The organism is Streptococcus pasteurianus, from assembly GCF_004843545.1.
Classification (GTDB): domain Bacteria; phylum Bacillota; class Bacilli; order Lactobacillales; family Streptococcaceae; genus Streptococcus; species Streptococcus pasteurianus.
The window spans coordinates 728,236-740,812 of sequence record NZ_CP039457.1 but is presented as its reverse complement, the minus strand read 5'-3'; the positions used below and the strand labels follow the sequence as shown (position 1 = coordinate 740,812).

11 protein-coding genes are annotated in these 12,577 nt (G+C 35.2%); 4 read left to right on the top strand and 7 right to left on the bottom strand.

The window, feature by feature from the left end:
- Positions 1-125: 125 nt before the first annotated feature.
- Positions 126-1,013: a tRNA (adenosine(37)-N6)-dimethylallyltransferase MiaA gene (miaA, locus tag E8M05_RS03985; RefSeq protein ID WP_003064153.1), complete on the bottom strand. Its 888-nt coding sequence runs from the start codon at positions 1,011-1,013 to the stop codon at positions 126-128.
- Positions 1,014-1,201: 188 nt separating this feature from the next.
- Between miaA and E8M05_RS03980 the strand changes: the two genes are divergently transcribed.
- A complete protein-coding gene (locus E8M05_RS03980; protein ID WP_003064151.1) occupies positions 1,202-1,378 on the top strand; it encodes a DUF3042 family protein in 177 nt (58 codons plus the stop codon).
- 77 nt (positions 1,379-1,455) lie between these two features.
- Here E8M05_RS03980 and E8M05_RS03975 read toward each other — a convergent pair whose 3' ends face one another.
- Positions 1,456-2,079, bottom strand: a complete 624-nt coding sequence (locus E8M05_RS03975; RefSeq protein WP_041974315.1) for an alpha/beta fold hydrolase — start codon at positions 2,077-2,079, stop codon at positions 1,456-1,458.
- 13 nt (positions 2,080-2,092) lie between these two features.
- Positions 2,093-2,827, bottom strand: coding sequence for a PHP domain-containing protein (locus E8M05_RS03970; RefSeq protein WP_003064147.1), 735 nt, complete (start codon positions 2,825-2,827; stop codon positions 2,093-2,095).
- Between the two features lie 208 nt (positions 2,828-3,035).
- On the opposite strand from E8M05_RS03970, the gene E8M05_RS03965 reads away from it, so the two are divergent.
- Positions 3,036-4,181 carry a cobalamin-independent methionine synthase II family protein gene (locus E8M05_RS03965; RefSeq protein ID WP_003064144.1) on the top strand — a complete coding sequence of 382 codons (1,146 nt, stop codon included), beginning with the start codon at positions 3,036-3,038 and terminating at the stop codon, positions 4,179-4,181.
- A gap of 104 nt (positions 4,182-4,285) precedes the next feature.
- On the opposite strand, the gene E8M05_RS11210 is transcribed toward E8M05_RS03965, so the two are convergent.
- The 3 genes from E8M05_RS11210 to E8M05_RS03955 all read right to left on the bottom strand — a co-directional run bounded on the left by E8M05_RS11210 (position 4,286) and on the right by E8M05_RS03955 (position 8,162).
- A complete protein-coding gene (locus tag E8M05_RS11210) occupies positions 4,286-4,423 on the bottom strand; it encodes a hypothetical protein (RefSeq protein WP_003064141.1) in 138 nt (45 codons plus the stop codon).
- 112 nt (positions 4,424-4,535) lie between these two features.
- Positions 4,536-5,957 (bottom strand): sucrose-specific PTS transporter subunit IIBC, encoded by a 1,422-nt coding sequence (locus E8M05_RS03960; protein ID WP_003064137.1) that lies wholly within the window; start codon positions 5,955-5,957, stop codon positions 4,536-4,538.
- Between the two features lie 18 nt (positions 5,958-5,975).
- Positions 5,976-8,162, bottom strand: a complete 2,187-nt coding sequence (locus tag E8M05_RS03955) for an alpha-galactosidase (protein ID WP_003064133.1) — start codon at positions 8,160-8,162, stop codon at positions 5,976-5,978.
- A 274-nt stretch (positions 8,163-8,436) separates the two neighbouring features.
- Between E8M05_RS03955 and E8M05_RS03950 the strand changes: the two genes are divergently transcribed.
- Positions 8,437-9,603, top strand: coding sequence for an IS110 family RNA-guided transposase (locus E8M05_RS03950; RefSeq protein WP_041973190.1), 1,167 nt, complete (start codon positions 8,437-8,439; stop codon positions 9,601-9,603).
- 261 nt (positions 9,604-9,864) lie between these two features.
- Here E8M05_RS03950 and E8M05_RS03945 read toward each other — a convergent pair whose 3' ends face one another.
- Complete coding sequence (locus tag E8M05_RS03945) at positions 9,865-11,490, bottom strand: glycoside hydrolase family 13 protein (RefSeq protein WP_197059696.1); 1,626 nt, start codon at positions 11,488-11,490, stop codon at positions 9,865-9,867.
- A gap of 117 nt (positions 11,491-11,607) precedes the next feature.
- On the opposite strand from E8M05_RS03945, the gene E8M05_RS03940 reads away from it, so the two are divergent.
- Positions 11,608-12,486: a helix-turn-helix transcriptional regulator gene (locus E8M05_RS03940; RefSeq protein ID WP_003064124.1), complete on the top strand. Its 879-nt coding sequence runs from the start codon at positions 11,608-11,610 to the stop codon at positions 12,484-12,486.
- Positions 12,487-12,577: the final 91 nt, after the last annotated feature.

Sequence of the window (12,577 nt, the reverse complement as noted above, 5' to 3'; positions counted from 1 at the left end):
TCTCTTTAATCCGTAACTATCATTATAACATAAAAAGTTCCAAAAAGTAGGAGAAACCCTGTTACTCTCTTCTGACATTTCATTATAATCTCTATGACAAAAAAGTGCGTCGCACATAATTCTCTCTATTTTAAAAATTTGTTAACTTCTTGAATAACAGTTTCTTTAAAATCAACTTCTGAAACAGTGTAAAAATTGACAGCCATGCGATTTCTGAACCACGTCAATTGGCGCTTGGCGAAACGGCGTGTGTTCTGCTTGAGTTTTTCGACACAGTCTTCCAAAGAAGCGTCGCCTGTAAAATATGGAAAAAGCTCTTTATAACCAATCGCTCGCGCTGCTTGAACATTACGGTGATTATCATAAAGCCATTTGGCTTCATCCAAAATACCCTTTTCAAGCATCAGGTCAACACGGTGATTGATACGGTCATAAAGCACCTGACGGTCATCATTTAACCCAATGAGAAGCGCCTCGTAATTCGTTTCTTTGTTTTCAAGATTTTGCCCAAATTTGGCTAGTTCCAAGGCACGAATGGCACGACGACGATTTATCTCTGGAATCTTTTTTCCCAGATCTGCTATTTTTTCAAATAAAACCTCATCTGATAATTGTTCCAAGTCTTTACGATAAGCCAATAGTTTTTCTTGGTCAACCTCGCCACCTAAGTGATACCCTTCAAGTAAGCTCTGCAAATACAAGCCTGTACCACCAACGATAATAGGTACTTTGCCACGACTAGCAATCTCCATAATTGCTTGACTGGCTTCCGCCACAAAATCGTAAACAGAATAATTGGCATCAACATCACGCACATCGATTAAATGATGCGGTACTGCCGCCTGCTCTTCAGGAGTTGCCTTAGCCGTTCCAATGTTCAAATGGCGGTAAACTTGTTGGCTATCACCGCTGATAATTTCACCATTAAATTGTTGTGCCAACTCAATTCCCAAAGCTGTTTTTCCAACAGCTGTCGGACCAACTACTACAATTAATTTTATTTTTTCTGACATCTCGTCTTTATATCCGTCCTAAGCCCTATTTTTTAATAAAAATAACGTTTTCACTTGAATTTTAAGTCATTTTTCGTTACCATTATTATAACATAAAGGCGATTGGACAAGAAGTTTGCGTTCCGTTGCTTAATAATGGGTATTATCGATTTTGCCCGCTGTTCTTATCAGTAAGGAGGAAAATTATTATGGCTAAAAAATTTGCATTTGCTAAAGGACTTGCTACTGGAGTTGTAGCTACTGCTGCTACTGTTGCTGGCGCTGTTTTTGCAATTAAGAAAAACATTATTGATCCTGAAGAAGAAAAAGCTGCTTTCATTCAAGAAAACCGTAAAAAAGCAGCCCGCAAACGTGTTTCTCACTAATTGCTGAAAAAAGTATAAAAAATGCTATGAGTTAGATTGCTCATAGCGTTTTTTTATTAAAAATTTGCCTAGATTGACTACATGATTCTATTTAGAAAGTTTTTAATAATATTAGCAAAATCATCTGGACACTCTGTATTTAACACATGCCCACTATCTGGGATAATGTTCAACTGTGAATTAGTCATTAGTTTGTGCATGGCTTTTGCTGCTGGTAAGTTTGCCTTATCATTTTGGCCACAAATAAGTTGAACTGGTAACTCAACCTCTGTTAATACTTTAGCTAAATTGAACTGTGAAAGCCCTCCGTAAAATGATTTCATGGCATGTTTGTCAACACCTTGTTTTTCAAATACCCGAGCTGGGGTGCAAGCAAAAAGTAGATATTGCATATAAAAAGCTAAATTCCCCTTCATTTTATATTGACCACCCGAAACCACAATCCCTTTTAGATTTGCCAAATTAAACTGAATCATATCAAGCGCTAGCATGCCACCTAGTGATAACCCTACAAGAATAAAATCTTCATCAATACTTTCCAGAATACTAAGAATTTTATCTTCCAACACTTTGAAATCTGTTGGGAAAACATCCCTTTCAAATAACTTGACACTCAAACAGTCGTGATTCGGCAATGCCTTTATCACTTCATCCCAAGATGTTTCGTCTTGTCCTAAACCATGTAAAAATACGATTTTCATCCTAAATTTCCCTTTATAAAATCTCCCATTCTTTGATATCACATTCGTCTAGCAATGCTTGTATTTTGTCAAAAGCTAAGCGGAAATGCTCCAACTTGTGCCCGTCTGAACCAATGGAATACTTATGTCCACCTAATTCTCTTACCAAGCCTAAGGCATAGCGATAAAGGTCCTCGTGATGATAGAGGTACATTGATTTACTATTTAACTCAAATGCCAAATCAAAATCAATCATTTTTTGGAAAATGCGGCGGAGCTGTTCTTCATAGACTTGTAATTCTGCCACAGAAACCTCAAAAAGTCGAAAACCATAATCAAAATGAGCTAAAACGTCTGCCTCTACACGACCAATAGCATGTTCCAATTTGTCGAGATATTCTTGAATAATGGCATTTTTATCCATGTCAGCCACTTCATCATCTAGATAATCATTAATACCATTGTGGTGAACTGACAATAGTTTCAAATCATAATCTTTATTTGCCAAGAAAGCTGTAATATCTGCCTCGCGTGGCTCATAATAACCAATCTCAATACCACGCTTGATGCGATTACCATATTTGACATTCAGCTCAGCTATTTCTTTAGAATAAGCATCATAATCAGGAATGTCATCTTGTTTCGTATAAGGATTTGATAAATCGTAGTGCTCTGTTGTCACAATATCGCCGTCATAATGTTCTAAGTAATCCTCGAATCGAGCATCCGAATCATAAGAAAAATATGTGTGTAAGTGATTATCACGCATTGGTTTTACCTCGCCGTATTTTATGTTAGATGTCCTTTAAGCCCCATCAAAAATTTTTGTCAGTTTTTCTTATTCTACCAAATTTTCAGACAAATATATACTTTTTTCGTTATAGTTTGTAACTATATATAAGCCTATAAAAATAACTATTTTTCAAAATGGCAAAGCTTTTATACAATGAACACAGAAAGATAAAGAGGTATTTGAAATGGCTAATTCAAAATTTCAACTCGTTGGTTCGCTTTTGCGACCAGCAGACTTACGTGAATATAAAACAGCGATTGAACATCGTGATGATATTGTTTACCCTTTCTATGATGCTTTTGACGGCTATCAAGAAACCGAAACAGCTGACATCAAAAAAATAATTGCTGAAGAAAAGGCAAACGGTATTGATATTATCACTGACGGTGAATATTCAAAATCAATGTGGCACCTTGATTTTGTATGGGGACTAAAAGGTATCGAACGCTATATTGCTGACCATGGTTACACTTTCCAAGACCATGACGGTGGTCAATTTGAAACACGCAAAGACATTGGCATTCGTATCACTGAACCACTTTCTGGTAAAAATCATCATTTTCTTGATATTTTTAAACTCGTTAAACAAGAAGCTGGCGATACAGCTACCAAATTAACCATTTGGGGACCTGCACATGCTTACACTGAATTGGCGATTTTTGATGGATTGGCTGGGGAAAATCAAGTTTACAAGACAAATAAAGAACTAAAATCTGGTCTTATCAACGCTTACAAAGAATTTTTAACAGAATACAAAGAAGCTGGTGGAGAAATCATCCAATTTGACGATTGTCTCTGGGAACTTTTTGACGAATCTAATCCTGCTAGTTTTTTTACGGAAGGAAATGGTGGTTTAGCAGACTTGGCAGATGAATTCATCGCTATTAACAACGAAGTTGCTGACTATGGACATGAACTTGGGCTAAAAGTTTGGACACATAACTGCCGTGGAAATTACGAAAGTCGTTCTGCTGCTGGTGGCACTTATGAAGCTATCGCCACAAAATTCTTGAAAGACCAACACTACGACCGCTTCTTCCTTGAATGGGACAGCGAAGTCTCTGGCGACCTTAAAGCTCTTGAAAGTTTGAAAGATAAAGATGTTGAAGTAGTTCTTGGGCTACTTTCAAGTAAAACAACTGACCTTGATGATGAAGAACGCGCTCTAAAATTTTTAGAAGAAGCAAGCAACATCATCCCTAAAGAACGTCTTTTCCTTTCTCACCAATGCGGTTTTGCCTCATGTGACTCTGGAAATGAACTCGCTATTCCACAACAATGGGCTAAAATCAAACAAGGGCAAGAAATTGCTGCTAAATTCTGGAGCTAATATTCTCTGAATTCAAAAATCATTTCATTTACAACTAATAACCCTCTGAGACAAGGACATCTCAGAGGGTTATTTTTATTCAAGTGATAAAACAATATGATGTTTTATAGTTTAACAACTTCTAGCTGTTCGCCACCAAGCAAAACGAGGTATTTATCAACGTTTTTTCTATCATAAGACTTGCTGAGAGCTTCTGCAACTAGAGCAATGCTTTTGTTGTCAAATTCCTCCCAGTAGATCAAAGAGACAGGAAGACAAGAAAAAGCTGAACATTTTTCCTGTTCAGCTTTGATGAAAATCTTGTTATCTAGTATCCACTAATAATTTCTTATCAATTCTCACTTTCACATAATGTTAAGATTGAAATCTTTTTAGTTTTGAGAACACAATGGTAGTAATGAAAGCGACAATTAAAGAGATGATGGTACCGATTAAAAAGTTTAACATTCCTTTTGGTTGAATACAGATAAATCCTATTATTCCGGCAGCTCCTGGAGAAATATTTAAAACGTTAGTCAAGGTAACATATCCACATCCTACTGCAGAACCAATCATTGCTGCATAAAAAGGATATTTCATTTTTAAATTAACTCCAAACATTGCTGGCTCAGTAATGCCTAGCAATGCAGAAATCCCTGAAGAAGCTGCAATTCCTTTCATTTTTTTATCTGTGGTACATTTCATTGCTGCTAAAGCCGCTCCCCCCTGTGCAACATTATTACAAGCAGCAATAGCAAGTAAAAATGACGCTCCTGAAGCAATTAATTGAATATCTACTGGTAAAAGACTATGGTGCATGCCTGTCATAGTAAGAGGTGCATAAATAAATCCGAAGACCATTCCTCCAATTACCCCCAAACTATCATGTAGCCACAAAAGACCATTAGTTATCCAATCACCTGCTGTTCTCATCACACCACCTACTATTGTAAATGTTAAAAATGAAGTTAATAGCACTGCTAAAGCTGGCGTCAATAAATTGTCTAGTACTTCTGGAATTATACGGTGCAATCTTTTTTCTATAACAGCCAATAAAGCTACAGCAGCTAATACTGGAAGTACTGTCCCTTGATAACCAACTTTTTCGATTGATAATCCCAATATATGCCACATCGGTATCTTGCCTTCAGTAACTGCTGTACCATAGCTATAAGCATTTAGCAAATCACCAGAAACCATAACCATACCTACAACGCCACCTAAAAACTGATTAGCTCCAAACATTTTTGCGGCAGAAAATCCAATAAGAATTGGTAAAAACGCATACGCTGCACTAGCTACTGTATTAATCATTGAGGCTAAATCTGATATAGCAGGGTATGCTTCAACTAAGGATTTGCCTTCTATAAATAACCCTGAGGCCGTAAGTATGTTATTCAACCCCATCAAGAAACCACTTGCGACTAAAGCTGGAATGATAGGAACAAAAACGTCTGAGAGCATTTTGACAAATCGCTGGAATGGATTCATTTTTTTATCAGCTGCAGCTTTTACTTCGCTCTTACTACTTTCTGAAAGTCCACTTTGTTGTATGAAGTATTTATATACCTCATCAACAGTTCCACTTCCTATAATAATTTGATACTGTCCACCTGTTGAGAATTGGCCTTTAACTAAATCTAATTTTACTATTTCATCTGTATTTGCTTTATTTTCATCTTTCAATACAAGTCGTAAACGTGTCGCACAGTGAGCTGCACTAATAATATTATCTTTTCCACCCACCAAATGCAAAATATCTTCTGCTGTTTGTTGATATTGCTTTTCCTTACTCATGATACTACTCCTTCATTTTTAAATTTTTTCAAATTGATATAATGTGCTATGAAAATCTTCTTTTGTTCTTGGGATAGTAAGCCCTGAATACATTAATTCATCTCCACCATAAATTTCCCCACTACCTTTTTCTCTATAATTAGCTTTTGGATCTAAACCATTGAGATATAAAATAGGAATTTCATATGCCGGTTGAGATAATATCTGCACATAAGTCACTAAAACATCTTTACCATCTTCAGAAACAAATTGCCATCCTCCTTGATTTTGTTTTGTAAAATCGGATAATCGATAATAATGACCAAATTGCACTACATCTCTTATGGATTTATAAAATATTATCTGCTCTGCAATTTCATTTTTTTCAATATCTGACAACTTCGTAATATCTAACTCATATCCCAAGTTTCCACTCATAGCAACATGGAAACGAGTTTTCAACGGTGTTACCCTACCAACTTGATGGTTCGGAACACCTGATACATGGCTTCCCATTGTGATAGCTGGAAATATCAAACTAGTCCCCTGTTGTATCTTTAACCTACTAATGGCATCTGTGTTATCACTAGCCCATGTTTGTGGCATATAATAAAGCATACCTGCATCATATCTTCCACCCCCACTAGAACAGTTCTCAAAAAGAATATGAGGAAATCTTTGATTCAATGTTTCTAATATAGAATATAACCCTAGCACATAGCGATGTGATAATTCTCCTTGCTGTTCAGCTGATAAAAATGTAGAATACAAATCTGTAAGATGTCTATTCATATCCCATTTCACATAAGCAATATTTCCTTCTGTCAATACCAAACTAATTGCTTCAATTAAGTAAGAACAGACATCTGGGTTGGTCAAATCCAAAACATATTGAGCTCTGCTCACTATTGGCTCATAACGATTGCTTCGAATCACCCAATCAGGATGTTGTTGATATAAATCACTCTTCTTAGAAATCATCTCAGGTTCTAACCAAATACCTAATTTTAACCCAAAATGTTCTACCTGTTCAGACAAGTATTTCAATCCCTTAGGAAACTTTTTCACATCCATAACCCAATCCCCTAAAGAACTTGTGTCATCCAGTCGCCCCTTAAACCAACCATCATCTAACACAATTGTCTCAACGCCTAATTCAGAAGCTTCTTTAGCTAAGTTCAAAAACTTTTCTTCTGATACTTCAAAATACATCGCTTCCCACGTGTTTAATAAGACGGGACGTGCCAAATCTCTATACTCTCCACGACACAATCTTTTTCTATAGAAACTATGAAAAGTTTGAGACATCCCTTGTAGACCATTTTCCGAATAAACTAATACTGATTCAGGACTAGCAAAAGTTTTCGAAGGATTCAAATGCCAACAAAATGTTTCTGGGTTAATTCCCATCTGCACTCTGACAGTTCCATATTGTGATTTTTGAACAAAGCCAGCGAAATTTCCACTATATATTAAATTAGAGGCAATAACTTCTCCAGATTTTTCCGTTGTTTCTGGCCGAACTAGTGCGATAAACGGTGTGGATTGTGGACTACTTGTCCCCCTACTGCTCTCTACTAATAAGGTATCTGAACCTAGTTTTCGGCGATAAATATTTTTTTCATTTGTATGTGATCCACTTAATGTCATCACATCCCAGCGATTGTCCTGCATATCTAAATTAAAACTCATTAAACGTTTTAATTTGATACTCTCATCGCTTTTATTGACTAATTCTGAACTTCTTGTAATGACTGAGTAATCTCTATAAATTGTATAAAACAGATTTATTTCTAATAATCGAACAGTGTCAAATAAGGTCAGTTCTAAAGTCATGGCTTCATCTTCCGATTCAACATAAACTGATGGAAGTCCAGCGATAGCTTTTTTGCCTTTATAGATGTTATAACTTTTATAATAGAATCTTGTAACAGAATCTCCATCTTCTGATTCAATTTGATAAGCTGAATGTCTGTAATCTCCTTGGTTGATATCAGGAAATTCTCGTAACATTGTATCTAGAGAGAAAGTTCTATCATTTTCATCTGGATTTGAACAGAAACCTCTATCATACATCCAATTTTTGCAACTACCTTTAAAATCTCTAATTTTCTTTCCAAAATAGCAGTGCTTTACATAACGATCTTTAACAATCTGAATCACATAACTTATGCTGTCATTTTCTAGAATAAATGTAGCATCATCGTCTCTATACTCAATTTTCATACATTCTTATATTTATATTAGCGGGTAGCTCCCGCTAGTATAAACCCTTTCTTTAATTATTTTTTAGATTTGTTTTATACTTAGTTCAGCGCTGTGGATTAGTAACATCATTCAATCGCTTAGACGATTTAAAGGAGACTCTAACCACAGCTCTTTGTTTCATTGGTAATGAGAATGATAACGCTTGGACGTTTTATCTCGTGTAAGAATACAAGGCAAAGAGTGCGTGGAACGAACAACAGTCGCTAATTACTTTGAAAGGAATCAGAAACTTATGCTCTATGTTGGTATTGACATCGCCAAAAACAAACATGATTTAGCTTGTATTGATGAAACTGGAGAAATAGTAATCACTAACTTCAGATTCACCAATTCGTATCAAGGTTTTAAAGACCTTAGATTAAAACTTGAGCAATTATCTTCTATAACGCAAGATGTCCAAATAGCACTTGAAAGTACAGGACACTATAACTACAATATTGTCGCTTTTTTAAGAGAATTAGGTTACAACGTGTTTGCTTACAACCCTTTTATTATCAAACAATTTGCCAACTCTCAATCTCTACGAAAAACGAAAACAGACAGTAAGGACGCTCTTTTAATTGCTCGTAAGCTACGGTCTGATGTCACTCCTGAATACTATCAAACAGATAAAGTAGATAAAGTAATGGACGAGTTAAAAGAGCTGACACGTTATCAAAATCGCTTAATCCAGTCACGGTCTAGATGCAAGAACTTATATATCAGATTGCTTGACATTATCTTCCCTGAACTCCATAGAGTTGTTAGTAATCTTCATGGTCATTTTGTCTATGAGTTATTGACTAAGTACCCTTCTGCCCAAAAGATAGCTCGTGCTATATTCTCATCGTTACTTAAAATCAAACGGCTAACCGCTGATAAAGCGCATCAGATACAAGAAACAGCCAAACAGACGATTGGTAATGCTTCACCTGCCTTATCCTTGGAATTAGTGCAATTAATTGAAAGTATCAAACACTATGATAAACAGATTAATCAAACTCAAGAGGAAATTAATCTCCTGATGAATAACTTGAACTCTCCTATCACATCTATTACAGGAATTGGAAGTCGTCTTGGTGCTATTATTCTAGCTGAAATTAAGACTATTCATAACTTCAAAAATCCAAATCAGCTCCAAGCCTTCGCAGGGTTAGACCCTGCCATTTACCAATCAGGACAGATGGATAATGCAGGTCACATGGTTAAACGAGGTTCTTCTTATCTGAGGTATGCCCTAATACAAGCTGCTAAGCTCATCTCGATTTATTCTCCGCATTTTAAAGCCTATTTAAGACTAAAAATCAGTCAAGGAAAGCACTACAACGTAGCCGTAACACATGTCGCCAAAAAATTGACTCGTATTATTTACCATCTGCTCAAAACCAATCAAACCTTTGACGAAGCTAAACTAAGATAAAAATACAGAAGCCACAAATACTTTTTAAAACTTGCTCAAGGGCAAGATTTTTTGCGTGTCTAAAATTGAGCTTTTAGACGAAAAATAGTAAAATAACAAGTGCATTCTCCAGACGATTGAGTAACTTGCATTCAAGTTTATCGCAGTGAGGGTGTTTTTTATTGTTTAGAATTTTCTCTTGACTTTTTATATAGAATGTCTCCTTTCAAAATGGTATTTTTCTTGTAAATTAGTCAAGATATCGCTAAAATCACTTTTCAACTAATTATTAGGTAATCTTAAAATAAACGATTCGTATGGTGCTAACACAAGCTGCTTTAGGTTTATAATTCCATTTTTGTTATAATTTGATAAGATAATCTCAGCAGAAGCGTTATATGAAAAAGATTGTTCAGTCTCATAAAAATTACAAATAATTAATAACTTTTCTGTACCTAAACTTCTTGTATAAGCATAGATGTTTTCATCATTTGGTAATAGCAACTCATAGATTCCATGCACTAGGGTTTCTTCTGTTTTTCGGAGTTTAATAAGACTCTGATAATAATAAAAGATTGATTGTTTATCATCTAATGACTGTTTCGCGTTAATTGTTATGTAATTTTTATTTACAGGTAACCAAGGCGTCCCGCTGGTAAAACCAGCGGCATAGCTGTCATCCCATTGCATAGGAGTCCTAGCATTATCTCTCGCTTTCTTTTTAAGTGCAGCAAGCACTATTTCTTTTGGTTCTCCTTTTTCTAAACGTAATTTTGCCATATGACGACTCTCAATGTCTTTAAAATCAGCTATACTATTAAAATCAGCATTTGTCATTCCCAGCTCTTCACCTTGAAAAATATAAGGTGTTCCCTTCATTCCGTGTAGAAGAGTTGCAAGCATTTTAGCTGACTCTATGCGATACTTTCCTGCATTTCCCCATCTTGAAACAATCCTAGGTAAGTCATGATTACTCCAAAATAAACTATTCCATCCTTTTCCTTCCATTTCAGTTTGCCATTTTGAAAATACTCGTTTTAAATCAGGAAGATATAGTGGTTTTAAATCCCATCTTTGTTTTCCAGCTATTTTATCAAGATTTATCTGTTCAAATTGAAAAATCATACTTAACTCCTTGCGTTCAGGAGCTGAATACAATGTAGCTATCTCAGGGGTTGCCCCCCAACATTCCCCTACGGTCAATAAATCAGAGTTCCCAAATGTTTTTGCGTTCATTTCTTGTAGGTAATCATGTAGTTTAGGTCCATTCTCTTTTATTTTTTGATCAGGTTGTTTCCCAATCAAATCAATGACATCCATTCGAAAGCCACCAATACCTAAATCAATCCAGAAGTTCATCATCTTCCATATTTCATTTCGCATATTTGGGTTTTCCCAATTCAAATCAGGTTGCTTTTTGCTGTAAAAGTGAAGATAGTATTCTTCTGTCTCTTCTGAATACTCCCAAGCACTGCCTCCAAAATTAGATTCTAAATCATTTGGTGGCTGATTTCCTACTCCCTTTCTCCATATATAATAATCTCTGTATGTGCTATTTTTTGAAGTTTTAGCTTCTATAAACCACTCATGTTCATCGGAAGTATGATTGACAACTAAATCTATAATAATTTTAATATTATGATTTTCACATTCTCTAATTAAATTTTTCATATCTTCCATCGTTCCATACATAGGATCAATACCATAGTAGTCAGAAACATCATACCCATTATCCACACCTGGAGATGGATACATCGGACTTATCCATAGAACGTCTATTCCAAGCTTTTCTAAATAAGGTAGTTTTTCCTGTATTCCTTTGATATCACCAATTCCATCACCATTGCTATCTTTAAAGCTTTTGGGATAAATTTGATACACAACACTATTCATCCACCATTTTTTAATCGTTATTTTTCTCCCCTCCTTGCTTTTAGCTTCTATTTAAAGTATAATATTTCTAAAATGTATTCGCTTGCAAAAAATTCTCATTTAATAACACAATATTAAGATTTAGGAGAAATTATGGAACATACTTATCTAGAAAACAAATCCCATGGTACATCTTTTTATCCCCTTCAGGTATATTCACATGCCGATAAAAATGGTTTTTATTTTGTTAGCCAACATTGGCATGATGAAATGGAGTGGATTTATGTCGAAGAGGGATTACTCAATATCATCGTTAGTGGTCAGCAACTGCAAATTTCTGCTGGGGAATTTTGTTTTATTAACTCTGGAGAATTGCACGAAATCAGTTCATCCAAAGGCAATACTCTTCACCATGCTATTGTTTTTTCTCCCCAGCTACTTAATTTTGCATATTATGACGTCTGCCAACATCATTTCTTAGAACCAATAACAGGTTCACAACTATTATTTCCTACGATCTACCAAGTTTCAGGCGATTTACATCAGAAAATCTTACAACATTTTAAAAAGATTATTAGCCTTTACCATGAATTATCAGAACTGCATTTCTTTGAAATAAAGATAAATCTCATGCAGGTAATAGGATTGTTATTAAAAGAAAGTGTTTTTTACAAAAACATGAGTACAAATAAGGACACTACTTCTACAAAACTTTTAAAAAAAACAGTCGATTACATCCAAAAAAATTATATGACTCCTATTTCTTTAAAAGATTTATCTGCAAAAATGTACATGAGTCCTAATTACTTCTGTAGTTTTTTTCATAAAAAAACAGGAAAAACTCCAATAGCCTTTATAAATGATTACCGTATTGAAAAAGCTGCTAATCTATTATCAAATACCGAGTTACCTATCACACAGATTGCTCCTGCGGTAGGTTTTCAAAATCTTAGTTATTTTATTAGAAAGTTCAAAGAAAAGAAAAAAGTCAGTCCTAAACGCTATCGAGAGCTAGCAAAGTCACTACAGTAAGTATCCTGCAAATAGAAACTGACTAAATAATGCTATTCTACACTTCATATAGGTAACCTATTACTCAAAAAGACCGTCAGCTTAAGCTAAA